The sequence below is a fragment of the Gordonia sp. SGD-V-85 genome (genome assembly GCF_001456905.1).
GTDB lineage: Bacteria > Actinomycetota > Actinomycetes > Mycobacteriales > Mycobacteriaceae > Gordonia > Gordonia hongkongensis.
The window spans coordinates 108,351-134,263 of sequence record NZ_LNQO01000004.1 but is presented as its reverse complement, the minus strand read 5'-3'; the positions used below and the strand labels follow the sequence as shown (position 1 = coordinate 134,263).

Sequence of the window (25,913 nt, the reverse complement as noted above, 5' to 3'; positions counted from 1 at the left end):
CGGCCGAGTTAGACCCCGCGAGCCTTCATCGCGTCTCACATCGCCCCGGCGCCCCGTGCAGGGGTACCGGGGCGATGTGCGTTACGCCGACAGGCTCCCGTTGCAGAAAGTGATTCATGGCCAAGCAGATTGAATTCAACGAAACCGCGCGCCGGGCGCTCGAGCGAGGCATCGACCAGCTCGCCGACACCGTGAAGGTCACCCTCGGCCCGCGCGGACGGCACGTGGTCCTCGCCAAGGCGTTCGGCGGACCGAGTGTCACCAACGACGGCGTCACCATCGCGCGCGACATCGAGCTCGACGATCCGTTCGAGAACCTCGGCGCGCAATTGGTGAAGTCCGTCGCCACCAAGACCAACGACGTGGCGGGCGACGGCACCACCACCGCGACCGTGCTGGCACAGGCGATGGTCAAGGCCGGCCTGCGCAACGTCGCCGCCGGGTCCAACCCGATCGCTCTCGGGCAGGGCATCAGCAAGGCTGCCGATGCGCTGAGCGAGGCCCTGCTCGCCGCTGCGACCCCCGTCGCCGGTGAACAGGCCATCGCCCAGATCGCCACCGTGTCCTCCCGCGACGAGGAGATCGGCGAGATGGTCGGCAAGGCGATGACCGCGGTCGGCGCCGATGGTGTCGTGACCGTCGAGGAGAGCTCGGGGCTGAGCACCGACCTCGAGATCACCGAGGGCGTCCAGTTCGACAAGGGCTTCCTCTCGCCCTACTTCGTCACCGATCTCGACAGCCAGGAAGCGGTTCTCGAGGACGCGCTGGTCCTGCTCTACCGCGACAAGATCAGCTCCCTGCCGGACTTCCTGCCGCTGCTGGAGAAGGTCGTCGAAGCAGGCAAGTCGCTGCTGATCATCGCCGAGGATGTCGAGGGCGAGCCGCTGTCGACCCTCGTCGTGAACTCGATCCGCAAGACGATCCGCGCCGTCGCCGTCAAGGCGCCGTTCTTCGGCGACCGCCGCAAGGCCTTCCTCGAAGACCTCGCGATCGTCACCGGCGGAACCGTCGTCTCCTCCGACATCGGCCTGAGCCTGCCGACGGTCGGTCTCGACGTGCTCGGCTCGGTCCGTCGCGTCGTCGTCACCAAGGACGCCACCACCCTCGTCGAGGGTGCCGGCACCAAGGACGCGATCGCGGACCGTTCGGCGCAGCTGCGACGGGAGATCGAGCAGTCCGACTCCGACTGGGACAAGGAGAAGCTCGCCGAGCGTCTGGCGAAGCTCTCCGGTGGTGTCGCGGTGATCCGCGTGGGTGCGGCCACCGAGACCGCGCTCAAGGAGCGCAAGCACCGCGTCGAGGACGCCGTCGCGGCGGCCAAGGCCGCCGTCGAGGAGGGGATCATCCCCGGTGGTGGCTCGGCCATCGTGCAGGCGTCGAAGAAGCTCGACGCCCTCGCCGAGTCCCTGACCGGTGACGAGGCCCTGGGTGTGCGGGTCGTCCGCGACTCCGCGCGGGCGCCGCTCTACTGGATCGCCGCGAACGCTGGACTCGACGGTGCGGTCGTGGTCGACAAGGTCGCCGGTGGGGCCGAGGGCTCGGGGTTCAACGCCGCGAGCCTGTCCTACGGCGACCTGGTCGCCGAAGGCATCATCGACCCGGTGAAGGTCACCCGGTCGGCGGTCGTCAACGCCGCGTCGGTGGCCCGCATGGTGCTGACGACCGAGACGGCGATCACCGATCAGCCGGCCGACGAACCGGCCGGTCACGCGGGACACGGGCACGCGCACTGACGTAACTCCGCGCAGTTCGACGAACACGAGAGCCGGGCATCCTCGCAGGGATGCCCGGCTCTCGCGGTCGTGGTCTGGTCGGGTTCGACGCCCCTGGCCTCAGCTGGCCATCCGGCGGCCGACGCCCCGCTTCATCAAGATGCTGCGCTCGGATTCGGACAGTCCGCCCCAGATGCCGTACGGCTCCGCCACCGCGAGTGCGTGCTCCCGGCATTGCGCGATGACCGGGCACTGGTGGCACATCTCTTTGGCGCGTCGCTCACGCTGCGCTCGGGCGCGGCCGCGTTCGCCGTCCGGATGGAAGAACATCGACGAGTCGACGCCGCGGCAGAGTCCTGACATCTGCCAGTCCCAGATGTCAGCGTTGGGGCCGGGGAGATGATTGGGCTGAGGCATGACAGCTACTCCTTGTCGTGGGCCGCACCGGGGTGCTTCGGTGGGAAACGTCGATTTCCTGCAACGCTGAACTCACATTAAGCGGGCCTGAGAAATTGCGTCAATAGCCCTGAAATGGGACCGGATTGCTGCGAAAGTCTCAGAAATGTTAACGGCGGGTTAGGTGATCGCGGTTGGATAGCACAGCGCGGATGCGTCGTTGCGGTGCCCCCTGATCCGGGGTGACCGACCCGGTGTGACCTGCAATGATGACTGCCGGGTCCAGGTGTCTGTCCAGTGCGTCGGACGTAGGGGTGTGGTGACGTCGATCGAACCGATTTACACGGCGGAAATCTTCCGATGATGCACCCGTGATCTGTCCAGAGAATTAACGTTGGGAATCGTTCGTTAAATTCATGCAAACCGAAAAAGATCGAGTGACCAAGAACACCTCCTCGACGCTCGACAAAGCCGTTGAGCTGCGTCGACACCCCTCGATGCGACCTTCGGTGGTCCCGCTGCTGCATGCGTGGGCCGCGGCGGTCTCCGCCGGCGGGGACGGGAACTACGCCCGCGCGCTCACCGAGCTCGCGTCCCTCGAACGGGTCGCCGGTGTGCGAGCGCGGGGATTCGCGCCCACCGACCCCCACCTCGCCGTGCTGTCTCTGTGTCAGAGCACGCGGGCCTCGCTGATCCGCCAGGCCGGGCGACACCACATCTCGCATGGGGTCGACGGTCGAGCCCTCCTCACCGTCGGAATCTCCGGCGCCCGGGCCGAGCCGGGTGCACCGGGCCCCGGGCCACGCGAGGTCTCGCTCATCCGAGCGGCGGTCGCGGACGGACTCGTCGGGCTCGCGGCCGACAATCTGGGTCTGCTGCGGTTCGATGCGTCCCGTCGGCTGCTCGACCGGGCGCGAACGGTCCTCGATCCCACGGACGAGCGGCCGGTCGGGGCGAACCCCGAACAGTGGTCCTGGCGGCCGGCGGACGCGGACTGGATGACGGCCACGCGCTGCCGCCTGCGCTGGGAATGGGTGAGCGCCGAACTCGGTCTGTACCGCGGTGACGTGGCGTCCGGGCTCGAACACGCCCGAGCGGGGGCACTGCTGGTGCGGGAGATGCACGACGCGGCGACTCCGGTCCCGGCCCGCCATCGAGTGAAGACCGCGTTGATCGCCGCGGCTGCCGCCGCGGGCGCGGGGGATCGGGGTGGCACCGCGAACGCGGCGCGGGACGTCGTCGCCGACGCTCGCGACGAGGCCCTCCTGCCCCTGGAGTGGGCGGCGATGAGCCTGCTGCTGGGCACCGGAGCCGCGTCCGGCGACGAGGCCGTTCACCACCGCCGGCTCCGCGCCACGCTGATCGGCAAGGGCATGGCGCTGATGCCGGACGGTTGATCGCTAAGGTGTGTTGGGGTCTGCCACGTCGTCGCCGCCGGAGACGTCGCCGGAACGCGCTCTCCAGCCGCGTGCCACGACGATCGCCACCGGCGGCGTCACCGTGCCGGGGCCCGGACCAGGACCGGCAATTAGACCGGTTGGCCGACTTGTAACACGGGGATTCCTACGCGCGATGAAGTTGACAGGTGGTGAGTTGAACGACGCCGTTCGGGCCGCGGGCCAAGGCGATCGGGCAGCTCTCACGTCAGTTCTCGAAAGCGTGCAGGAACCGATCCTGCGCTACTGCCGAGGACGCATCGGGGTAGGGGAACGGCATCTGTTCTCCGCCGACGACATCGCGCAGGAGGCATTGATGGCGGTGATGACCGCGTTGCCACGGTACCGTGACCAGGGCAAACCGTTCATGGCCTTCGTCTACGGCATCGCCTCGCACAAGGTCGCCGACGCCATGCGGGTGGCGGCACGGGTGAAGTCGGACCCGGTCGAGGAGATCCCCGAGGTCTCACACGTCACCGGTGGCCCCGAGCAGTTCGCGATCGATGCCGACGGCAGCAGGCGGATGAGAGCCCTGCTGGGCATCCTCCCCGAGAAACAACGCGAGGTACTGGTCCTGCGGTTGATCGTCGGGATGTCGGCGGAGGAGACCGCGCAGGCGATCGGCAGCACCGCGGGAGCAGTACGAGTCGCCCAGCATCGAGCGCTGGCGAAATTGAAAGACGAGTTGAGACGGACAGGAGGTCACGATGAGCGGACAGTCTGATTGGCGTAGACGCCGTGTCGCCGGTGGTGACCAGCCGAATCGACCCGGTCAGCCGCCGGCGCACCGTCGCGCGCCCGGTTCGAGCGGCCCGGCGCCCGCCGGGCCCGGACCCCGCCCGGTTGACCCGTTCTCCTCGGACGCGGAGTCCGGACTCGACGCGTTCGATCTCTCCGCTTCCGATGACGCGCTCGATCTCTCCGAACTGAACTTCGACGAGAACTTCCTCGACGCGCTGACCCGCGATGTGCCGGTGCCGACCCGCGACGCGGCCGAGTATCAGCTGGCCGAGATGCTGTCGGGCTGGCGGTCGGAGATCGTGTCCACCCCCGAGCCCGAGCTGCTGTCCGTCGACGACGTCGAGCGGGCAATCGGGACCAGCGAGCGCGCGAGTCGCGGCCGCCGCATGGTCCGTCACCTGCGCGTCGTGTCGGGTGCCGCCGCGATCGTCATCGTTGCGGCTGCCGGCCTGACCGTGCTCTCCGAGGGCTCGCAACCCGGCGACCCGCTGTGGGGCATCAAACAGGTCGTGTTCGCCGAGGCCGCGTCGCAGACGCAGGCGGCCCACGACGTCCGGAACAACCTCGAGCGTGCCGAGGCCGCGATCGCCGCCGGTGATCCGGGTGCGGCGGCCAGCCTGCTGGCCGAGGCGCAGGAGCGCATGGGTCCGATGGACAACGAGATGCGTGACGAGATGACGGACTGGATGAACCGCATCCGCGCGGGTGCGGGTCTGCCGACCGAGACCACCGATCCCGCACCGTCGACCGGTGCGGAACAGCCCGGGACGATCGACCCGACCCGGCCCGATCTCCGGAACTCCGAGGACCAGCCCTCACCCGACGCGTCGACGCCTCCGGGCGGCGGGACGGATGAACCGACCACGCCGTCCGAGCAGACGAGCGAACCGCAGGAGCCGTCGTCGGTCCCGCCCTCGAGCGAGCCGGCAGAACCGTCGACGCCGTCGTCGAGCACGAAGGTCACCCGTTTCCCGGCCGAGTTCCCCGAGATCCCGTGGACGCCGCCGCCCGGCGTGGACGCCGGTCGGCCGATCGGCTGACGCGACCGCACCATCGCCGGCCCCAACGGTCGTTGGAGATCATGAGCGAGGCCCCGCACCGGATCGATCGGTGCGGGGCCTCGCTCATTGGTGGTGCCGGAGAGTCGGCGACAGTTACCGCCGCGTCCGTGGAGGATCAGCGCTCGTCGTCGAGATGACTACGGGCGTCGGCGTAACCGCGGCAGTAATCCCACGTGACGTAGGCGTCCGGACGGGGATCCACCGCGGGCTCGTGCGGCCGGACGGTGCCGTCGATGAGAAGCTGGATCAGGTTGGCGCGCAACATGTCCCAGTCGTGGTAGTGGTCCTCGCGGCAGTCCTCACACACGACGACCAGGCCGCGTACACCGCGATTGGCCAGTAGGGCCTCGTAGAGTGCGAGATCGGCGAGGTCTTCTTCGACCGCGAGCCGCTCGTTCTCGTCCAACGGGATACCCGGCTCCACGCTGTCCAATGCGGATGCGGGATCGCTGGGATCGTCGGCGAACGGATCCGGCGGGAGGCCGGGTGGCAGGTGGTCACGCACCACACCACCGTAGCCGATCCGCGGGTGCGCGCGCCGCAGGCGTTCACCGGTCGAGCGCACCTGTTGAGAGTGGGTCGGGCGACCTCATCGGCGCGAAGACTCCTGTGTGACGATCGCCGCAACAAGGGACTCGATACCATGGTCCGATGACTGCTGTTCGTACCGGTGGAGACGATCCCGGCAAGGTCGCGATGCTCGGCCTGACCTTCGACGACGTCCTGTTGCTGCCCTCGGCGTCGGACGTGATACCCAGCGAGGTCGACACCTCGTCGCGGGTGACCAAGAACGTGACGCTGCGTGTCCCGCTGGTGAGTTCGGCGATGGACACCGTGACCGAGTCCCGGATGGCGATCGCGATGGCGCGCGCCGGGGGTATGGGTGTCCTCCACCGCAATCTGTCGATCGAGGAGCAGGCCGGCCAGGTCGAGACCGTCAAGCGGTCCGAGGCGGGCATGGTCACCGATCCGGTGACGTGCACCCCCACGCACACGCTCGCCGAGGTGGACGCCATGTGCGCGCGCTACCGCATCTCCGGTCTGCCCGTTGTCGACGACAAGGGTGAGCTCGTCGGCATCATCACCAACCGCGACATGCGGTTCGAGGTCGACCAGAGCCGTCCGGTCGCCGAGGTGATGACCAAGGCCCCGCTCATCACCGCCCAGGAGGGCGTCTCCGCAGAGGCCGCACTGGGACTGCTCCGCCGGCACAAGATCGAGAAGCTGCCGATCGTCGACGGCAACGGTCGCCTGACCGGACTCATCACCGTCAAGGACTTCGTCAAGACCGAACAGCATCCGCTGGCGACCAAGGACTCCGACGGACGGTTGCTCGTCGGGGCGGCCGTCGGCACCGGTGACCCGCAGTGGGACCGGGCGATGGCGTTGGCCGACGCCGGGGCCGACGTGATCATCGTCGACACCGCCCACGCGCACAACCGGCTCGTGCTCGACATGGTGGCCAAGTTGAAGGCCGAGGTCGGCGATCGGGTGGACGTGGTCGGCGGCAACGTCGCGACCCGCGAGGCCGCGCAGGCCCTCGTCGACGCCGGCGCCGATGCGGTGAAGGTCGGCGTCGGACCGGGCTCGATCTGCACCACCCGCGTCGTGGCGGGTGTCGGTGCCCCGCAGATCACCGCCATCCTCGAAGCCGTGGCGGTCTGTCAGAAGGCGGGAGTGCCCGTGATCGCCGACGGTGGTCTGCAGTACTCCGGCGACATCGCCAAGGCCCTCGCGGCGGGGGCGTCGACCGCGATGCTCGGTTCGCTCCTCGCCGGCACCGCCGAGGCCCCCGGCGAGCTGGTCCTGGTCAACGGCAAGCAGTTCAAGAGCTACCGCGGCATGGGTTCGCTGGGTGCGATGCAGGGTCGCGGACAGGCGAAGTCGTACTCCAAGGACCGCTACTTCCAGGACGACGTCCTCAAAGAGGAGAAGCTGGTTCCCGAGGGCATCGAGGGACGGGTGCCGTTCCGCGGTCCGCTGTCGCAGGTGATACATCAGCTCGTCGGCGGCCTTCGTGCCGCGATGGGCTACACCGGCGCGTCGACGATCCCGGATCTGCAGACCGCGCGGTTCGTCCAGATCACCGCGGCCGGCCTGAAGGAATCCCACCCGCACGACATCACGCTGACCGCAGAGGCACCCAACTACTATTCCCGCTGAACTCCCCGAGGTCGTTCCCGCCGGACTCGTCCGGGGGGCCAGGCCGTAGGGTCGTTGTGCAGCTGAACTCCGCAGAAAGGCGCAGTGGTGCGTGACCTCGTCGAAATCGGCATGGGCCGGACAGCCCGACGGACCTACGAGCTGGGGGACATCAGCATCGTCCCGTCCCGTCGGACCCGTTCGTCCAAGGACGTCTCCACCGCATGGCAGATCGATGCCTACCGGTTCTCCTCGCCGATCCTGAGCCACCCGACGGATGCCCTGGTGTCGCCGTCGGTCGCGATCGAACTGGGCAAGCTCGGCGCGCTCGGCGTCCTGAACGGTGAGGGGCTGTGGGCCCGTCACCGCGACGTCGAGGCGAAGATCGCCGAACTCGTCGCCATCGCGGCGGAGGACCCGGATCCCTATGCGGCGGTTCGACACCTGCAGCAACTCCACTCGGCCCCGCTCGACAGCGGGTTGCTCGGCGAGGCCGTGGCCCAGGTCCGCGACGCGGGGGTCACCACGGCCGTCCGCGTCAGCCCGCAGCACGCACCCGAGCTGACCCCGGCGCTGCTGGCCGCCGGGGTGGAGATCCTGGTGGTGCACGGCACGATCATCTCGGCGGAGCACGTGGCGCAGGTCGATGCCGACGGCACGCAGCGGGAACCGCTGAACCTGAAGACCTTCATCGCCGATCTCGACGTACCGGTCATCGCGGGCGGCGTGCACGACCACCGCACCGCGCTGCACCTGATGCGGACGGGTGCCGCGGGCGTGATCGTCGGCTACGGTTCCGCCGCGGGAGCCACCACGACGGGCGAGGTGCTCGGCATCGGTGTGCCGATGGCCACCGCCATCGCCGACGCCGCCGCCGCGCGTCGCGACTACCTGGACGAGACCGGCGGCCGCTATGTCCACGTCATCGCCGACGGCGACATCCACAGCTCGGGCGACATCGTCAAGGCGATCGCCTGTGGAGCCGACGCCGCGGTCCTCGGGACCTCGCTCGCCGCAACGAGTTCCGCGCCCGGCAACGGGTGGTACTGGCCGTCGGCCGCTGCTCACCCCGACACCCCGCGCGGCGCCCTCCTGCAGGTCGCCGCGGGCGAGGACCGACCGAGTCTCGAGCGGGTCCTCTACGGCCCCTCCGACGACCCGTACGGCGAGCTGAACGTCGTCGGCGCACTGCGTCGGGCCATGGCGAAGGCCGGTTACTGCGACCTCAAGGAATTCCAGCGCGTGGGGTTGTCCGTCCGCGGCTGAGCTGAGGAGCGCCCGGAGCTTGCGGAACGGCAGCGGCCCCTCCGCTCCCTGGGGAGCGCTCGGAGCTTGCGGGACGGCAGCGGCCCCTCCGCTCCCTGGGGAGCGCTCGGAGCTTGCGGGACGGCAGCGGCCCCTCCGCTCCCTGAGGAGCGCCCGGAGCTTGCGGAGGGTGCGTCACGAAGGGTTAGGGTGACCTGGGTCTCTTTATGTGACAAGGCGCGTTAGTATGTTCGGCATGGGATTCGACAAGTCGACCGAACGCGCCACCGACTTCGACGTTCTGATCGTCGGCTCCGGGTTCGGCGGCAGCGTGAGTGCGCTGCGGCTCGTGGAGAAGGGGTACCGCGTCGGCGTGGTCGAGGCCGGTCGTCGGTTCGAGGACGAGGACTTCGCCAAGACCAGCTGGCGCCTCAACCGGTGGTTGTGGGCACCGAAGCTGGGCCTGTACGGCATCCAGCGGATCCACGCCCTGAAAGACGTGATGATCCTCGCCGGGGCGGGCGTCGGCGGCGGCTCGCTCAACTACGCCAACACGCTCTACAAGCCCCCGACGCCGTTCTTCACCGATCCCCAGTGGAATCACATCACCGACTGGGAGGACGAGCTCAGCCCGTACTACGACCAGGCCCGGCGGATGCTCGGCGTGGTCACCAACCCGACGGTCACCGCGTCCGACCGCGTGGTCGCCGAAGTCGCCGCCGAGATGGGTGTCGGGGACACGGTGACCCCGACGCCGGTCGGTGTGTTCTTCGGTGCGAAGACGGGTCTGTCCGGGGCGCCCGGCGAGACCGTCGCCGACCCGTACTTCGGCGGTGCGGGTCCGGACCGGACCGCCTGCACCGAGTGCGGCGCGTGCATGACCGGGTGCCGGGTGGGTGCCAAGAACACCCTGCTGAAGAACTATCTCGGCCTCGCGGAACGCCACGGCGCCACCATCATCGACCGGACCACGGTGGACTCGCTCCGGCAGCGCGCCGACGGTGTCTGGGAGGTGGGCACGCATCACTCGTCGTCGTGGGGTCCGCTCGGACGCCGTCGACGCACGATCACGGCGGGTCAGGTCATCCTGGCGGCCGGCACGTTCAACACCCAACGACTGCTGCACCACGCGAAACTCGGTACGCTGCCGCAGATCTCGGACGCGATGGGTCGGCTCACGCGCACCAACTCGGAGTCGATACTGGGTGCGATGGGGTCGCGGATCGATCCGGAGAACGACTACTCGCGCGGCGTCGCGATCACTTCGTCGTTCTATCCCGAGCCGAACACGCACATCGAACCGGTGCGATACGGCAAGGGCTCCAACGCGATCGCGTACCTGCAGACCCTGCTCACCGACGGCGGGTCCCGGCGCAATCGGTTCGGGCAGTTCCTGCGTCAGGTCGCCCGCAACCCGTTCCTGCTGGTGCGGTTGCTCGTGGTGCGACAGTGGAGCGAGCGGACCGTGATCGCCCTGGTCATGCAGAACAACAACAACTCGCTGACCACCTTCGTCCGCAAGCGCGGACCGGTGCGGTACGTCACCAGCAAGCAGGGCCACGGCGAGCCGAACCCGACGTGGATTCCGAAGGGCAACGAGGCAACTCGCCGGATCGCGGCGAAACTCGACGGCGGCGTCGCCGGCGGGACCTGGGGCGACATCGTCAACATGCCGCTGACCGCGCACTATCTCGGCGGCTGCGCGATCTCCGACGACCCGGACAACGGCGTCATCGATCCCTACCAGCGCGTGTGGAACTACCCGACGTTGCACATCGCCGACGGCGCGTCGGTGTCGGCGAACCTCGGCGTCAATCCGTCGCTGACGATCTGCGCGCAGGCGGAACGCGCGGCGGCACTGTGGCCGAACAAGGGCGAACAGGACCGGCGTCCTGCGCAGGGCGACCCGTACCGCCGCATCGAGCCGACGACGCCGGCGTCCCCGGTGGTGCCGGCCGACGCACCCGGCGCCCTGCGGCTGCCGATCACCCCGGTCGTCCCCGCCACTCCACTCACGGCACAACGCATCTCGTAGCGCCGGTGCGCCGTCACGCGCACTGTGACCACGAAATCCCGGTCGGAGGCGTCGGCGGGTAGTGTCGTCGTCCAGTGCCGAACGGGGGGAGACGCATGTCGGGTACAGAGCCGCTGACCGTGGTGTTGGCGGGCGGAAGTGGCTCGCTGGGAACGCATCTGGCGACCGATCTCGCCGAGCGTGGATACCATCCGGTCATCCTGACGCGGCGGGTCGATCCGTCGTCGCCGTTCGAGCAGGTGGTCTGGGACGGCAGGACCCAGGGCGACTGGGTCGAGACGCTGGCCGCAGATCGTCCGACGGCGGTGGTCAACCTCGCGGGCAAACTCGTGGATTGCCGCCCCACGGACGCCAACATCGCCGCACTGCGGAACAGTCGGGTCGACGCGACGCGAGCACTCGTCACCGCATCGCGCGAACGCACGACGCCGATCTCGTACTGGCTGCAGTCCAGCACGACCGCGATCTGGAGCGACGCGGGTGAACTGTGGTGCACCGAATCGACGCCGATCCCGGTGGGCCTCCCGCAGATGACCGGTGTGGCGCAGCCCTGGGAGGAGGCGGTGGACGGCGCGAACACCGACCATCTGACCGTGCTGCGCACCTCGATCGTGCTCGATGCGGATTCGCCGGCCATCCGACGCCTCGTGGGCCTGACCAGGTTCGGACTCGGCGGGCGGGTCGGCGACGGCCGGCAATGGTTCAGCTGGATTCACATCGACGACTGGCTCGCGATCGCCCGCGCGGCGCTGCGGGTCGACGGCGCGGTGTCGCTGCCCGACGGTGTCGTCGTGGCGGCCAGTCCGAATCCGGTGCGCAACTCCGAACTTATGGCGATGCTGCGCGCGGAGATCGGACGGCCGCCCGCGCCGCCGACGCCCGCGTGGTTGCTGAAGCTCGGTGCGGTGGTGCTGCGCACGGACCCGGCCCTCGGACTCACGGGGCGCCGCGCGCGGTCTGATGTACTGGCCGACGCCGGTTTCGAATTCCGCTTCCCACGGCTCGAGGACGCACTCTCCGATCTGCTCTGAGAGGTCGCCTCAGTCCAGTCCGCGCGCGGTGAGGGTGTCGGCGAAACCGTCGGCGGTGCGCAGGGCGGCGAGGACAACCGGCGCGACGAGGATGCGTGGACCGGGCCGGAGCCCGCGAGCCTTGCGTGCCTCGTCGACCTCCCGCACCACCTCGACCATCAGCGGGATCGCCCGAATGGTCAGCGCCAGCGCGAGGGCGATGAGGTCCACGCGCACCCCGAGCCGTCTCAGGGGGCCGAGCGCACGGACGATCGTGTCGAGCATGTCCGTCGTGCGGGTGGTCAGCGAGACGGCCGCGGCGAGTGCGACCGACAGCGCGAGGACGCCGCAGACGATTACCGCCCGCCGCCAGTCGGTGAAGACGACCTGGAACGCGAAGATGAACAGCAGCAACCACATCAGTGGCCGCAGCTGCCGCCACGCCTCGCGCGGCCCGATCCCCGCCAGCGCGTAGACGACCGCGACCCCGGCCGTCGCGATGCCGAGGGCGGTGAGCGACCGGACCGTCAGCGACAGCACCAGGATCACCACGCCCATCGCGACGAACTTGACGCCTGCGGGCAGTCGGTGCAGCAGCGTGTTGCCGGGACGGTAGACGCCGAGGACGTTCACGACATCATCCCGCGGTAGGCGGCCAGCGCAGGCCGAGGTTCGTCGTCGACGACGACCCGCCCCTCGTCGATGACGATGACGCGGTCGAAGTCGGCCAGGATGTCGAGATCGTGGCTGACGACGACGAGTTGCTCGTCGAGGGTCGCGAACACGTCGGTGAGCATGCGGGTGTTGCGCAGGTCGAGCAGGGTGGTGGGTTCGTCGGCGACGATGATCGCGGGGTCGGTCACGAACACCGACGCCAGGGCGAGGAGCTGCTTCTGCCCGCCGGAGAGCCGCTGGGCCGGATGGTCCGCGTGGTCGGCGAGGCCGAATCGGGCGAGCACCTCGCCGGCACGCTCGGCGCGCGCGGACTTGTCGAGATCGGTTCGACGAAGCGACAGTTCGATGTCCTCGCGGACCGTCGGCATGATGATTTGACGGTCGGGGTCGGAGAAGATGAAGCCCACCCGGCGTCGGACCTCACGCTTGTTCTTCGCGACCGATAGCCCGTCGACGATGACGGTCCCGGAGTCGGGCACGACGAGCGCGTTGATCATCCGCGCCAGCGTCGACTTGCCGCTGCCGTTGGCGCCGACGATCCCGATCCGGTTCTCCGACAACGTCAGTGAGACCTCGCGCAGGACGACCCGGTCGCCGTAGGCGTGGGTGACATCGGTGAATTCGATCATCGCCGCTGGGGTGGGGCGGCTTCTCAGCCGGCCACGGTGCCGGATCGGCGCGCGCGCAACGGTTCGATGAGGCCCGGCCGGCCGCGGTGGACCTGGGCCGCGACCAGGGCCGCGATGACGCACTTGGCGATGTCGCCGGGGATGAACGAACCGTTGGTCGCGATGGCCGCCCACAGTGTCAGGTCGGTCCGCACCAGCAGGCCGAGCACCCCGCAGGCGTAGAGGACGACGATGCCGCCGAGCGCGTTGATGCCGATGCCCCACAGCACGCGATATTTCCCGGAGCCCGTCTTCCCGCCGGTCGAGACCATGAGTGCGGTCAGCACCCCGATGACGATGACCGCCGGGAGGAACCCGATGAAGTATCCGGCCGTCGGGGAGGACAGCGCGGTGAGGCCGTTGCGTCCGCCCGAGAGGATCGGGAGTCCGGCGATCGCCAGCACCATGAAGATGACCACGGCCAGCGTGCCCTTCCGCGGGCCGAGGACCGCCCCGGCGAGGATGACCCCGAGCGACTGGAACGTGATCGGCACACCGCTGGTGCCGATGTTGATGGTCCCGGGCAGGCCGAGCGCGGCGATCAGCGCGGCGAACACGGCGGCCTGGGTGAGGTCGCCGATGCTCAGCGACCAGCGGTTGGGGGATTTCGGCGATGCAGTCATGTCGATTCCGGAGTATTTCACGCGGCGGCGGCGCAGCCGCACCCACCGGGCGGGGTGACCAGGTATCGACGCCGGTCCGCCCACTAGACTCGGCCCGGTGACAGACACTTCTTCTGCGAACTCGTCCTCTCCCGAGGATTTCCTCGAGGGCCCGCGGCCGGTGCTCGTCGTCGACTTCGGCGCGCAGTACGCGCAGCTGATCGCGCGTCGGGTGCGGGAAGCGCGGATCTACTCGGAGGTGATCTCGCACGAGGCGCCGATCGCGGAGATCCAGGAGAAGGATCCGGTCGCGATCATCCTGTCGGGCGGACCGTCGTCGGTGTACGCGGAGGACGCGCCGGACCTCGATCCCGCCCTCTTCGACCTCGACGTCCCGGTCTTCGGCATCTGCTACGGCTTCCAGGCGATGGCGGACAAGCTGGGCGGCGAGGTGGCCAACACCGGCGGGCGCGAGTTCGGCCGGACGACGTTCACGACCAACGGCGAAGGCGTTCTCCACCAAGGTCTCTCGGACACCCAGCCGGTCTGGATGAGCCACAACGACGCCGTCCAGTCCCCGCCGGAGGGGTTCACCGTCACCGGGTCGACGCCCGGCGCGCCGGTCGCATCCTTCGAGAACCTGAAGCGCCGGATGGCCGGTGTGCAGTACCACCCCGAGGTGCTGCACACACCGCACGGCCAGCAGATCCTCACCCGTTTCCTGTACGAGATCGCCGGTCTCGAGGCCACCTGGACGGCGGCCAACATCGCCGACGCGCTGATCGACGCGGTCGCCGACCAGATCGGTGACGGGCGGGCCATCTGCGGGCTCTCCGGCGGCGTGGATTCCGCGGTGGCCGCCGCGCTGGTGCAGCGCGCCATCGGCGATCGTCTGACCTGTGTCTTCGTCGACCACGGTCTTCTGCGCGCCGGAGAACGCGAACAGGTACAGCACGATTTCGTCGGGGCGACCGGGGCGAAGCTGGTGACGGTCGACGCCGCCGACACCTTCTTGCGTGAGCTGTCCGGCGTCAGCGACCCCGAGACCAAGCGCAAGATCATCGGCCGCGAGTTCATCCGGTCGTTCGAGGGTGCGGTCAGCGAGGTCCTCGGCGAGGAGGCCGAGGCGGGGGAGAAGGTCGACTTCCTCGTCCAGGGCACGTTGTACCCCGACGTCGTCGAGTCCGGCGGCGGCAGCGGCACCGCGAACATCAAAAGTCATCACAACGTCGGCGGTCTGCCCGACGACCTCGAGTTCAGTCTCGTGGAACCGCTGCGTCTGCTGTTCAAGGACGAGGTGCGTGCGGTCGGCCGCGAACTGGGGCTGCCCGAGGAGATCGTCGCCCGCCAGCCGTTCCCCGGGCCCGGCCTGGCGATCCGCATCGTCGGCGAGGTGACCGGCGACCGACTGGAGACGCTGCGCAAGGCCGACCTGATCGCGCGCGAGGAACTGACCGCCGCCGGCCTCGACTCGCAGATCTGGCAGTGTCCGGTCGTGTTGCTGGCCGACGTGCGCAGTGTGGGCGTGCAGGGAGACGGCCGCACCTACGGCCACCCGATCGTGCTGCGCCCGGTGTCGAGCGAGGACGCGATGACCGCGGACTGGACGCGTGTGCCCTACGAGGTCCTCGAGATCATCTCCACCCGCATCACCAACGAGGTCGCCGAGGTCAACCGGGTGGTGCTCGACGTGACGAGCAAGCCGCCGGGCACCATCGAGTGGGAATGAGCTGACGAGAGCGGCCGGTGGCGTCTGCCACCGGCCGCTCTCGTCTGCGCGTGCCGGGTCTCAGCGCCGGGAACGCGTGCCGGACACGATCAGCACGAGTCCGACCAGCAGCCCGATCCCGACGACGACCCATCCGAGGTCGGCGGCGTCGGGAAGCGCCGGCCCGTCGGCGAGCCCCCACCCGGCCACGGCAAGGGCGGCGAGTCCGAGCAGCCCCAGACCGGGAGCGCGATGGGTGGCGCCACAACCTCGGTCGTCATCGGTGCCGGAAGCGTTCATCTCAGTGCTCATCGCAGGACCTCTACCTCTCCCAATCCGGTGCGGGCCTCGATCTGCAGGACCGGGCCATCGGTGCCGTCACGTCCGCCGTCGAGCCCGGTGGGGCAGTTGTAGTCGCCGACACCGGTCTGGCAGTCGGCACGCACGTTCATCGTCTCCGGCACGTGGACCGTGATCTTGCCGACCCCGCTCTCGAGTCGTACGGTCCGGTCGGCGGTGAGTTCGACCGCGCGCAGGTCCAGGGCCATCTCGCCGATGCCGAGTGAGTACTCGGCCTGGATGTCGTTCTCGGTCAACGGCTTCCACTCGCGGTCACCGACCCCGCCGGGCGGCAGCGGGCCGGACAGGCCGTTGACCCCGGAGATCACGGTGGTGACGATGACCGCGGCACCGAGAGAGACCGCGATGGGCGCCAGGCCCGTGCTGTGCTCGCCGGTGCGACGCTTGACGACGGCCGCGACGAGGAGTCCGGCTCCGATCACGGCGAGGGAGAGCGACAGGATGTGGGGGACGGTGAACCACTCGACACCCATCTGGTGCAGGCCCGCACCGATCGCACCCACGATGGTCGCCAGACCGACCACGATCAGGGTCAGCGGTGAGCGACGGTGCCGACGGACGGCCGGTTCGGCCGGGCGGGTCGGCTCGGGCAGATCCCAGGCGAACCGCGCCGCTCCCAACGGATCCCACGCGGGTGGACTCGCCTCGAAGTCGGCATCGAGTTCTCGACTGCTCTGGGTCTGCACGTCGCTCGACCCTCCGCTCCCTGAGGTGTGAGGAGCGTCAGCGCCCCTCTCTCCGCTCCCTGAGGTGTGAGGAGCGTTAGCGACGAGCCTCGAAGGGTCCTCTGACAGTTCGACGCCCGGCGCTGGGGTGGCCGGGTGTTCGGTGGCCGGATCCCCGCCGATCGCGGATGTGTCCGGTGCTTTGGTCATGGATACTCCTGGGGTCTGGGGGCCGTCCGTGGGGGTGACCGCGCCGGGGGCCGGGTGGCTCATCGCGCGCGGCACCCACCGTTCGAACTGCCCGGCCGCCGGTGGCGGGACGACGATGTCGGTGACCGCCGCGGTGTCGATGCTGGTACCGGCCGCTGGAGTCGGGGTCCGCAGGTACAGCAGGTACCAGCCGCCGAGCATCAGGATCGCGCCGACGAGCCCGCCCGAGCCCCAGGTGCGATTGGGGCCGAATGAGGTGACGATGACGATCGCGAGCACGACCAGCAGGATCACCTGCGGATTCCCCAGGCCGTGCATCGAGTTGTGCGACGCGGTGTGACCGGCCCGGGGGGAATCGACACGGAGCGCATCGGCGCGGGCGCGTCCGGCGCCCGGGAACGCGACCCAGGCCGCGAGGTAGAGGATGAGTCCGCTGCCGCCGAAGAAGGCGGCCACCACGAACGCGACCTTCACCAGAGTCGGGTCGACGCGATACCGGGCGGCGATGCCGGTGCACACGCCGGCAATCGTCCGATCGTCGGGCCGATACGGACGGGTCGCCCACAGGCCCTGGATCTGCTGCTGGAACTCCTTGGTGTCCATGACGATCATCGTGCCGCCCGTCCGGCCCCGGACACATCGGGTGATCCCCTGAATTGTCCCCCGGAGAATCCCGAGGCCCGGGGGCGGCGGAGCGGACACACCCTGAGATCGCGGCGCATGAACCGGGGTTGACCCCGATGTCGCGAAGCCGATCGCATGGGACGATCGAGGAGTGAGTCGAATGGAGGTCGAGCCGGTCCCGAAACTGGTGCGCCGCGACGGCGGCCGCGTCGTCGCCGGTGTCGCCGGCGGATTGGCCGATCATCTCGGGGTCGAGGTCTTCCGCGTGCGGATCGTCTTCGTGGTCCTGGCCGCGCTGGCCGGCGCCGGGGTCGCCGCCTACGGGCTGCTGTGGTTCTTCTGCCCGCAGGGCGACGACACCGCGTCACCGGCACCGGGAGAGCGTCGTCAATCCCTCGGTCTGGCGATGGTCGGGCTGGTGGCCATGGGCGTGGTCGGATTCGCGGCGTCGGGGACCCCGGCGGAGTACCTCATCCCGTTCGTCTTCATCGCGTTGGGCGCCGCCCTCGTGTGGCGCGAATTCGATACATCCCCGCGCGCACCCCGCACCCCACTGCGCACCTGGACGCGGTTGATCGGCGGCGTCGCGCTCGTTGTCGGCGGCCTCGTGGTCGTGGTGGTGGCCGGGGATCGCAGCTTCGGCGGTCTCAATTCCACGATCCTCGCGGTCGGGGCGACCCTGATCGGCGTCGTCCTGTTGACCGTGCCCCTGTGGATGCGGATGCTGCGCACCATCAACGAGGAGCGCTCGGCCCGCATTCGCAACGCCGAGCGCGAGGAGATCGCCTCGCATCTGCACGACTCGGTCCTGCAGACCCTGGCCCTGATCCAGAAGAAGGCGGGCCGCCCCGAGGAGGTGGCACGCCTGGCCCGGAGTCAGGAACGCGAGCTGCGGGCCTGGCTGTTCGGCGACCCGGCCACCGAACGCGGCTCGCTCGCGGCCGCACTCCGGAGTGTCGGCGCCGAGGTCGAGGACGCCTACGGTATCGAGGTGGAGATCATCACCGTCGGCGATCTGCGTCCGGACAACACCCGGGACGCCAAACGCTGGTCGGCTCTCGTGGGGGCCACCCGCGAGGCGCTGGTCAACGCCGCCAAGCACTCCGGTGAACGCACCGTGGACGTGTACGGCGAGATCACCGACGACGAGGTCGAGGTGTATGTCCGTGACCGGGGAATCGGTTTCGACCCCGACGCCGTCGACGACGACCGCCAGGGCATCTCCCGGTCGATCCGCGCACGTGTGGAGAGGATGGGCGGCCGCGTGCGGATCACGTCGACCCCCGGGCGCGGGACGAACGTGGGTCTGATGATGCCGCGTGGTGACGGGGGATCGGGATCGATCGACGAGAGAGCGGACGACACCCGACGCTCTGCCGAGGTGACCGTCGACGCGGTCGCCCCGACCGACAACAGGAAGGCACGATGACGCCGAGTTCCCCGAGTTCCGACCCGACCGGCCCCGGTCCGGTGACCTTCTATCTCGTCGACGACCATGCGGTCTTCCGCTCCGGGGTCCGTGCCGAACTGGCCGACGAGCCGGGCCTGCGCGTCGTCGGCGAGGCGGGCACCGTACCCGAGGCAATCGACGGGATCGTGGCGGCGGCTCCCGATGTGGTCCTGCTCGACGTGCACATGCCGGCCGGCGGCGGGGTGGCGGTCCTGCGCGGGGTGCTCGATCGACTCGGATCGAACGGAACGGGTTCGAATGCAACGGGTTCGACACCGCCGGTCTTCCTGGCCCTGAGTGTGTCGGACGCGGCCGAGGATGTCATCGCGACCATCCGGGCCGGTGCCCGCGGTTACGTGACCAAGACGATCGCGGGCCCGGAACTCGCCGACGCGGTCCGCCGGGTCGCCGACGGCGACGCGGTGTTCAGCCCACGTCTCGCGGGTTTCGTCCTCGACTCGTTCACCGGAAAATCCTCGGCACCCGAACCGCCGCTCGACCCCGAACTCGACTCGCTGACCAGGCGCGAACTGGAGGTGTTGCGCCTGCTGGCGCGCGGGTACACCTATCGGGAGATCGCCGAGGAGCTGTTCATCTCGATCAAGACGGTCGAGACACATGCGTCGAACGTTTTGCGGAAGACCCAGCAGTCCAACCGCAATGCCCTCACCCGATGGGCGGCCACCCGTCACATCGGCTGACCGCAGCGGCGCCGGCTCAGCGCAACAGCGCGATCGCGAGTACGACGACGACCGCGAGCACGGCGAAGAACACGAAGATCGACACCGCCAGTGCCGTGCTCGACGTGCCCGGCGCCGGCGGACCGGGGTTCGGTTGCCGGGATTCGGACGAGTACTGCTGGGAGGCAGGCGGTCTCGGCGTCGACGAATGTGGTTGCGGCGTCGACATCAGGGTCGGGGACATGCCGCGACGTGTGTCCGGAAGGTCGCGGGAGCCGCGATCGGCGGACATCGTCGGGGCGTAGGGGGGCAGGGTGGCACCGGCCGGACGATGCGAACCGGTCGTCGACGACCGGCCGCCGCGCTGTGACCAGGTCGGCGTGCCCGCTCCGGGCCGGGTGATGAGGCCGGTCAGGACCTGGTCGCGGGTGCCTCGGGAACCGGCCGCGAACGAGGTGAGCATGTCTCGTGCCTGACTCATCGTCGGGCGTTTGGTCGGGCTCGGTTCCAGGAGGCGCAGCAGGATCGGCTCGAGCTCGGCGGCATTCTGCATGGGATTGATGCGTGCGCGTGCGACCTTGTGTAGCAGCGCGATCGAGTTGTCGTCGACACCGAAGGGCGGCTGACCCTCCACCATCGTGTAGACGGTCGCGCCCAGCGAGTAGACGTCCGAGGCCTCCTGCGGATCGGCGCCGCGCGCGACCTCGGGAGCGAAATACGCAGGCGTTCCGGTGATCACGCCGGTCTGGGTGAGAGTGACATCGTCCTTCGCCCGCGAGATCCCGAAGTCGGTGATCTTGACCAGGCCGGTCTGCCGTCCGCCCTCGGCGATGAGGATGTTGCCGGGCTTGATGTCGCGGTGCACGATCCCCGCGGCGTGGGCCTCGACCATCGCATCGGCCACCTGGGCGCCGATCTGGGCAGCCTCGGCGGGCGCGAGAGTCTTTGTGGTGTGCAAGATCTGGGCCACACTGCGGGAGGGTAGGTATTCCATGACCAGCCAGGGCTCACCCCGGTCGAGGGCGACGTCGTGCATGGCGATCGCATTGCGGTGGGAGAGCTTCGCGGCGATCCGCCCCTCCCGCATGGCCCGCTTGCGCACGTTGTCGGCGGAGTCCTCGGTGAGGCCCTCGGTGGAGACGACCTGCTTGACGGCGACGTCACGGTCGAGGAGCTGGTCGCGGGCGAGCCACACGGTTCCCATGCCGCCGCCGCCGATGCGCGACTTCAGACGGTACCGGCCGGCCACCAGGTACTGGGGACCCGGCGCATGGTGGGTTCCGGCGGTCGTCGACATACGGAGATGATAGCGGCGAGGTCGACGCCGCGGGCACCGCACTTGACAGCCATCTCGTACGTATGTTCGACTCCCATCATGCGATGGTCGGATCAGGCGGTCGAGGTCGACGACGGGTCGCTCCCGGGGCTGAGCCGCTCGGGTCTGGTGCGGTCGGTGCGTACGCCCGATTTCGAGGGTGTCACATTCCACGAGGTGCTGGCCAAGAGTGCGCTCAACCGCGTGCCGGAGGCCTCGCAGCTCCCGTTTCAGTTCACGGTCAACACCTTTCGCGGGTGCACGCATGCCTGCCGCTACTGTTTCGCCCGTCCGACGCACGAGTACCTCGACCTCGACGCGGGCACCGATTTCGACACCCAGGTCGTGGTGAAGCTCAACGTCGCGGCGGTGTTGCGCAAGGAACTCAAACGCCGGTCGTGGACCCGGGAGACGGTGGCGCTGGGCACCAACACGGACCCGTATCAGCGTGCCGAGGGGCGGTACCGACTCATGCCGGGCGTGATCTCCGCGCTCGCCGAGTCCCGGACGCCGTTCTCCATCCTGACCAAGGGCACCTTGATCCGTCGGGATCTTCCGCTGTTGCGTCAGGCTGCGGGGGAGGTCTCGGTCAGCGTCGGGATCTCGCTGGCGATCCTCGATCAGGACCTGCAGAAGAAGATCGAACCGGGGACGCCGTCGCCCCAGGCGCGGCTGTCGGTGATCCGCGATCTCGCCGATGCCGGCATCGCGCCGCATGTGATGGTGGCCCCCGTCATCCCGTACCTCACGGATTCGACCGCGCATCTCGACTCGTTGCTCGAGGCACTCGCCGAGGCGGGCGCGTCTGGTGTGACCGCGTTCCCGATGCATCTGCGATCCTCGACCAAGCCGTGGTTCCTCGAGTGGCTGGCGGAGGAGCATCCGGCGCTCATCCGCCGGTACCGGGGGCTCTACGGGCGTGGCGCCTATGTCACCCCGGAGTACTCCTCGTGGCTGCGTGACCGGATGAAGCCGCTCGTGCACCGGCATGGCCTGGCCGGTTCCGGCGGTCTCCGGCAATCGGGTCCCGACTCGCCGGCGACGGTGGCCGCGCCCGAGCTGCAGCACGCCCTCACCCTGTTCTGACCCGTGCCGTCCTGACCGCGCCCCTGAGCTGGGCTGTTTTCGGCGTGGATGCAAACATCCTGTGCTGCGCAACGGCTTTCGGCTTCGGTTGACGCTTGTCGGTGGTTGGTTCTACTCTCGAACAATCGAAACAGTGTTCGAATGATCGGCGGACGAGGGGCCTCCTCGGGATCGTTCGGGAACTGTGTCGAGAACCCTGATGGCGCGCACCTTCCCGGCTCGCTCGAGAACTACTCATGTCGACTGGAGGGTGCCGGATGGATGTCTCTGCTGGTGTGGCCGTGACCGATGCCGTGACCGATACGGCGGCCGGTGGCCGGGCCGACGAGCTGGCGGGTTTGCGCCGGCGGATGGCGGCCATGTCCGGTCGGCCCGACCAGCGGGTGGTCGAGGTCCGAGACCGGTCGGTGGGTGTCCTTCCCGTGCCGGAATCGTTGTCGGACATCTTGCCGCACAACGGTATTCCGCGAGGGTCGGTGGCCCGGCTCGACGGCGCCCGTTCGGTGCTGATCGCGATGATCGCTTCGGTGACCCGTGCGGGTGGACAGGTGGGGATCGTCGGGTTGCCCCGGTTGAGTCTGCTGCCCGCGGCGGAGATGGGCGCCGACCTGTCCCGCATCGCCACCATCCCCGATCCCGGTCCCGACCCGGTCGAGGTGGCAGCGGTGCTGCTCGACGGTATGGACCTGGTGATCCTGGACCTGGGGAGCGGTGGCGAGGGTGCTCGCCCGCGGAACGAGATGGTGGCCCCCTCGCGTGCCCGGGTGGTCATGGGCCGCGTGCGCAAGCAGTCGTCGGTGCTGCTGGTGACCGGTGGTGCATGGCCGGGTGCGCAACTGGCCCTCGAGGCCCGTGTCCTCACCTACCGGCACAGTCCGGGCCTGCCCGGCCGGTCTGCTCCCGCCTCCCGCGCGGCCGGTCTCGACTCCGCACGCAGCGGCTACGGCCGCATCGGCGGGATGCGGCTGGAGGTCACGGTGTCGGGCCGCGGCCGGCGATCCGAGAGCACCGAGGTCGAACTCCGGGCGACGGGCCACGGTGCCGATCGCACGGTCGAGATGGTCGCGGCGGCGACCGTCTCCCCGGTGCTCGCGGTGGCGAACTGATGCCCTCCGGAGAGCAGGGGTCCCGGCGTATCCTCGCGCTCTGGTGCCCGGACTGGCCGGCGATGGCCGCGGCGGCCGAGGCGGATCTGCCCCCGCTGCATCCGGTCGCGGTGCTGTCGGCGAATCGGGTGGTGGCCTGTTCGGCCTCGGCACGGGCCGCCGGTGTGCGGCGGGGAATGCGGAAGCGACAGGCGCAGGCGGCGTGCACGGAGATGACCGTGGTCGCCGCCGACGAGAACCGGGACGGACGGCTGTTCGAACCGGTGGTCGCCGCGGTCGCCGAGGTGATCCCCGCCCTCGAAGTGCTCCGGCCGGGTCTCCTGGTGATCGCCGGCGACCGTGCCGCCCGCTACTTCGGCGGGATGGAGGCCCTCGCGGAGGAGCTCGTCGACGTGGTGTCGGCGTGCGGCATCGAGTCGCAGGTCGGCATCGCCGACGAGATCTTCACCGCCGTCCTCGCCGCCCGGAACGGGCATCAGGTGGAGCCCGGGGGTGACCGGGAGTACCTCGCCGGCCGCCCCGTCGCCGACCTCGCCGTCGAACCCAGCATGAGCGATCCGTCCCGTGCCGATCTCGTGGAGTTGCTGCGCCGGTTGGGGATCGGCACGATCGGCGCCTTCGCCGACATGTCCGTCACCGACGTCGCCACCCGGTTCGCCCGGGATGCGGTCGTCGCGCACCGGCTGGCCAATGCGCTGCCGGGGCGTGTCCCGTCGTCACGTGGTGTGCCGGCCGAACTCGACGTCGACCACACCTGCGACCCGCCGGTCGACCGCATCGACGTCGCGGCGTTCATCGGTCGCACCCTCGCCGACGTGCTGCACCGACGCCTGCGTGATGCCGCGGTGGCCTGCACGCGACTCACCATCATCGCGACCACCGAACGCGGACAACAGCATTCGCGAACCTGGCGATGTGCCCAACCGCTGACGCCGGAGACGACCGCGGATCGTGTCCGATGGCAACTCGAGGGGTGGCTGACCGGCGCGGCGCGGCCCACCTCCCCGCGGGTCGAGCCGCGCGCAGCGAGGAGCAGTGCCCGACCCGACTCGCCGATCGTCCGGCTGCGGCTCGAACCGGTCGAGGTCGTCGAGGCCGGGGCCCTGCACTATCAGCTCACCGACGATCTCTCCCGTGGCGGGCTGGCCGGTGAACCGGATGTGGAGGAGCGCGCCCGGCGTTCGCTGGTGCGGATACAGGGGCTGCTGGGCGGGGATGCGGTCCGTATTCCCGTGCTGAGCGGTGGTCGTGGACCCGCCGAACGGATCACCATGGTCTCACTGGGCGACGAGCCGGCTCCGCGCCGGGATCCGTCGGCGCCATGGCCCGGACGCCTGCCACAACCCAGCCCGACGGTGCTGGTGGAGACCGCGATCCACGTGCTCGACGCCGTGGGGCAACCGGTGAAGGTGACCGATCGCGGGGCCTTCACCGCCGAACCGGTGACCGTCGCGCTGGCCTCGTCCCGGGCGCGCCGGTCGAGTTGGGGCCTGTGCTGGTGGGCCGGGCCCTGGCCGGTCGGAGGCGCCGACCTGCCCGCCGGGGCCTCGGTGCCGACCGGAGCCGCCGAGACCGGACTGACCGCGCGGGCGCAGGTGCTGCTCGACGATTCGCGCGCCCTGCTGCTGTGTTACCGCGCCGGGGAGTGGATCGTCGAAGGTGTCTACGAGTGACTGCGTCCCGCGGAGTGGCTTCGAGAAGAAACGCCGCGACCGAAAGCGTGCGCGTTCGCCTCTGAGATGCCACTCTCGACGCATGGCACGTACCTGGTTGTCGGTGACAGTGGAACTGCTCGGTGGTCGCGGCGTTGAGTTGTGGCCCTGGCCCGGAAGGGTTTTCGCGGTCGGACCGGCGCACACGTTCAAGGATCTGGCGACCGCCATCGATGACGCGTTCGCTCGATGGGATCGTTCCCATCTGTCACTTTTCACCCTGGACGACGGCAGGGTGGTCGCCGACGCCGCGCTCGGTGCCGACCTGGCCGGTGGTATCGGCGGCCCGATCTCCGAGCCCGTGGACATCGCCACGGCCAAGGTCGCCGCGTTCGCAGCGACCGGTTCCGAGTTCCAGTACACCTTCGATCTAGGCGACGAGTGGACCCATCGGTGCGTCGTGGGAGATCTGAAGGTCGACCCGGTGGACGTGTTGGGCATCAAGCCGACAGCGCCGCTGGCGTACTTCGGTTGGGGCGACATCCCGGATCAGTACGGTCGACGGACGGCCGATGGGGACGACGAGACGCCACCACGCCCCACCGTTCCTCATCCGATGCTCGTCGGCCAGTGGCCCGCGCAGAAGGAGATACGTGAACTCGATCTGGGCGAGGTACGCGGGTCGATCGCGTCGTCGGATGCCGATCGTTTCCTGGATGCCGTCATCGGATGCGATCTGCACGACGCACTCCAGCAGGTCGGCCCCGGGGTACCGATGGCACTGCAGAAGCGCCGCGAGCGAGCCGAACCGGTGGCTGTGTCGATCGTCGAACAACTCAAACGACGGGGAGAGGCCGGCGACGCCGAACTCGCCGAGGAACTGCTCGCGAGCCTGCGCGGGGAACCCGCGCCGGGACGGCCGATCGCGGTGGATCTCGAGATGCTCAGCGACGAGATGGAGGGTGATCCGAACCGGTCCACCGGCGGACTCATCGACCTGAGCACCGGCTTCGTGTACAACGACGAGATGCTCGACCCGGGCGTGCTCGATGAGGAGATCGACGTCGAGGAGGACCCGGACCGCTGGCTGCGCTTCGACTGCATCGGTTCGCGCGACAGCTGGCGGGACATGGCCGATTTCGCCACGCGCACCACCGATCCCGACCTGCGAAACCGTCTGGAGCGCGCGATCGAGGGACGAGGTGCGTTCCGCAGGTTCCGGGACGTCGTCCACGAAGCGGGTGTGAGTCAGCAGTGGTATGCGTTCTCCACCGACCGCAAGTTCGGACGGGCACGCAAATTCCTGGTCCGTGAAGGCATCCGACCGATCTGAC

23 protein-coding genes are annotated in these 25,913 nt (G+C 69.4%); 15 read left to right on the top strand and 8 right to left on the bottom strand.

The window, feature by feature from the left end; translation table 11 throughout:
* Positions 1-116: 116 nt before the first annotated feature.
* Positions 117-1,733, top strand: a complete 1,617-nt coding sequence (gene groL, locus AS181_RS06075; RefSeq protein ID WP_058250696.1) for a chaperonin GroEL — start codon at positions 117-119, stop codon at positions 1,731-1,733.
* 99 nt (positions 1,734-1,832) lie between these two features.
* Here groL and AS181_RS06070 read toward each other — a convergent pair whose 3' ends face one another.
* A complete protein-coding gene (locus AS181_RS06070; protein WP_010841865.1) occupies positions 1,833-2,129 on the bottom strand; it encodes a WhiB family transcriptional regulator in 297 nt (98 codons plus the stop codon).
* 416 nt (positions 2,130-2,545) lie between these two features.
* Here AS181_RS06070 and AS181_RS06065 point away from each other — a divergent pair, with 416 nt between their 5' ends.
* From AS181_RS06065 to AS181_RS06055, 3 genes are all read left to right on the top strand, one after another.
* Entirely contained in the window at positions 2,546-3,505 is a 960-nt protein-coding gene (locus tag AS181_RS06065; RefSeq protein WP_058250695.1) for a hypothetical protein, read from the top strand.
* 175 nt (positions 3,506-3,680) lie between these two features.
* Entirely contained in the window at positions 3,681-4,268 is a 588-nt protein-coding gene (locus AS181_RS06060) for a sigma-70 family RNA polymerase sigma factor (RefSeq protein ID WP_010841867.1), read from the top strand.
* A complete protein-coding gene (locus AS181_RS06055; protein ID WP_058250694.1) occupies positions 4,252-5,325 on the top strand; it encodes an anti-sigma-D factor RsdA in 1,074 nt (357 codons plus the stop codon). The genes AS181_RS06060 and AS181_RS06055 overlap by 17 nt, the downstream gene beginning before the upstream one ends.
* Before the next feature lie 136 nt (positions 5,326-5,461).
* On the opposite strand, the gene AS181_RS06050 is transcribed toward AS181_RS06055, so the two are convergent.
* Positions 5,462-5,851 (bottom strand): DUF5319 domain-containing protein, encoded by a 390-nt coding sequence (locus tag AS181_RS06050; protein WP_058250883.1) that lies wholly within the window; start codon positions 5,849-5,851, stop codon positions 5,462-5,464.
* 146 nt (positions 5,852-5,997) lie between these two features.
* Between AS181_RS06050 and guaB the strand changes: the two genes are divergently transcribed.
* The 4 genes from guaB to AS181_RS06030 all read left to right on the top strand — a co-directional run bounded on the left by guaB (position 5,998) and on the right by AS181_RS06030 (position 11,799).
* Complete coding sequence (gene guaB / locus AS181_RS06045; protein ID WP_058250693.1) at positions 5,998-7,509, top strand: IMP dehydrogenase; 1,512 nt, start codon at positions 5,998-6,000, stop codon at positions 7,507-7,509.
* Positions 7,510-7,596: 87 nt separating this feature from the next.
* On the top strand, positions 7,597-8,754 hold the full coding sequence (locus AS181_RS06040; protein ID WP_058250882.1) for a GuaB3 family IMP dehydrogenase-related protein: 1,158 nt from the start codon (positions 7,597-7,599) through the stop codon (positions 8,752-8,754).
* 226 nt (positions 8,755-8,980) lie between these two features.
* Positions 8,981-10,768, top strand: a complete 1,788-nt coding sequence (locus tag AS181_RS06035) for an FAD-dependent oxidoreductase (RefSeq protein WP_078112082.1) — start codon at positions 8,981-8,983, stop codon at positions 10,766-10,768.
* Between the two features lie 95 nt (positions 10,769-10,863).
* Complete coding sequence (locus AS181_RS06030) at positions 10,864-11,799, top strand: epimerase (protein ID WP_058250691.1); 936 nt, start codon at positions 10,864-10,866, stop codon at positions 11,797-11,799.
* Positions 11,800-11,808: 9 nt separating this feature from the next.
* Here AS181_RS06030 and AS181_RS06025 read toward each other — a convergent pair whose 3' ends face one another.
* From AS181_RS06025 to AS181_RS06015, 3 genes are read right to left on the bottom strand one after another with little or no spacing between them, the layout of a single operon-like run.
* Positions 11,809-12,411, bottom strand: a complete 603-nt coding sequence (locus AS181_RS06025) for an energy-coupling factor transporter transmembrane component T family protein (protein WP_058250690.1) — start codon at positions 12,409-12,411, stop codon at positions 11,809-11,811.
* On the bottom strand, positions 12,408-13,082 hold the full coding sequence (locus AS181_RS06020; RefSeq protein WP_058250689.1) for an energy-coupling factor ABC transporter ATP-binding protein: 675 nt from the start codon (positions 13,080-13,082) through the stop codon (positions 12,408-12,410). Before AS181_RS06020 ends, AS181_RS06025 begins: the two co-directional genes overlap by 4 nt.
* 23 nt (positions 13,083-13,105) lie before the next feature.
* Entirely contained in the window at positions 13,106-13,744 is a 639-nt protein-coding gene (locus tag AS181_RS06015; RefSeq protein ID WP_058250881.1) for a biotin transporter BioY, read from the bottom strand.
* Positions 13,745-13,841: 97 nt separating this feature from the next.
* Between AS181_RS06015 and guaA the strand changes: the two genes are divergently transcribed.
* Positions 13,842-15,452 (top strand): glutamine-hydrolyzing GMP synthase, encoded by a 1,611-nt coding sequence (gene guaA / locus AS181_RS06010; protein WP_442902776.1) that lies wholly within the window; start codon positions 13,842-13,844, stop codon positions 15,450-15,452.
* A 60-nt stretch (positions 15,453-15,512) separates the two neighbouring features.
* On the opposite strand, the gene AS181_RS06005 is transcribed toward guaA, so the two are convergent.
* Together AS181_RS06005 and AS181_RS06000 are read right to left on the bottom strand one after the other, a co-directional pair.
* The gene (locus AS181_RS06005) at positions 15,513-15,743 is read right to left on the bottom strand and encodes a hypothetical protein (protein WP_058250687.1); all 231 of its coding nucleotides are present in this window, start codon (positions 15,741-15,743) and stop codon (positions 15,513-15,515) included.
* On the bottom strand, positions 15,740-17,278 hold the full coding sequence (locus AS181_RS06000) for a PspC domain-containing protein (RefSeq protein ID WP_058250686.1): 1,539 nt from the start codon (positions 17,276-17,278) through the stop codon (positions 15,740-15,742). Before AS181_RS06000 ends, AS181_RS06005 begins: the two co-directional genes overlap by 4 nt.
* A 172-nt stretch (positions 17,279-17,450) precedes the next feature.
* Here AS181_RS06000 and AS181_RS05995 point away from each other — a divergent pair, with 172 nt between their 5' ends.
* Complete coding sequence (locus AS181_RS05995; RefSeq protein ID WP_058250685.1) at positions 17,451-18,719, top strand: ATP-binding protein; 1,269 nt, start codon at positions 17,451-17,453, stop codon at positions 18,717-18,719.
* The gene (locus AS181_RS05990; protein ID WP_058250684.1) at positions 18,716-19,441 is read left to right on the top strand and encodes a LuxR C-terminal-related transcriptional regulator; all 726 of its coding nucleotides are present in this window, start codon (positions 18,716-18,718) and stop codon (positions 19,439-19,441) included. Before AS181_RS05995 ends, AS181_RS05990 begins: the two co-directional genes overlap by 4 nt.
* Before the next feature lie 16 nt (positions 19,442-19,457).
* Here AS181_RS05990 and AS181_RS05985 read toward each other — a convergent pair whose 3' ends face one another.
* Complete coding sequence (locus AS181_RS05985; RefSeq protein WP_058250683.1) at positions 19,458-20,717, bottom strand: serine/threonine-protein kinase; 1,260 nt, start codon at positions 20,715-20,717, stop codon at positions 19,458-19,460.
* A 78-nt stretch (positions 20,718-20,795) separates the two neighbouring features.
* Between AS181_RS05985 and AS181_RS05980 the strand changes: the two genes are divergently transcribed.
* The 4 genes from AS181_RS05980 to AS181_RS05965 all read left to right on the top strand — a co-directional run bounded on the left by AS181_RS05980 (position 20,796) and on the right by AS181_RS05965 (position 25,912).
* The gene (locus tag AS181_RS05980; RefSeq protein ID WP_058250682.1) at positions 20,796-21,821 is read left to right on the top strand and encodes an Rv2578c family radical SAM protein; all 1,026 of its coding nucleotides are present in this window, start codon (positions 20,796-20,798) and stop codon (positions 21,819-21,821) included.
* Between the two features lie 257 nt (positions 21,822-22,078).
* Positions 22,079-22,927: a hypothetical protein gene (locus AS181_RS05975; protein WP_175404281.1), complete on the top strand. Its 849-nt coding sequence runs from the start codon at positions 22,079-22,081 to the stop codon at positions 22,925-22,927.
* Positions 22,927-24,600, top strand: a complete 1,674-nt coding sequence (locus AS181_RS05970) for a DNA polymerase Y family protein (RefSeq protein ID WP_058250680.1) — start codon at positions 22,927-22,929, stop codon at positions 24,598-24,600. Before AS181_RS05975 ends, AS181_RS05970 begins: the two co-directional genes overlap by 1 nt.
* An 82-nt stretch (positions 24,601-24,682) precedes the next feature.
* On the top strand, positions 24,683-25,912 hold the full coding sequence (locus AS181_RS05965; protein ID WP_058250679.1) for a UPF0158 family protein: 1,230 nt from the start codon (positions 24,683-24,685) through the stop codon (positions 25,910-25,912).
* Position 25,913 lies beyond the last annotated feature (1 nt).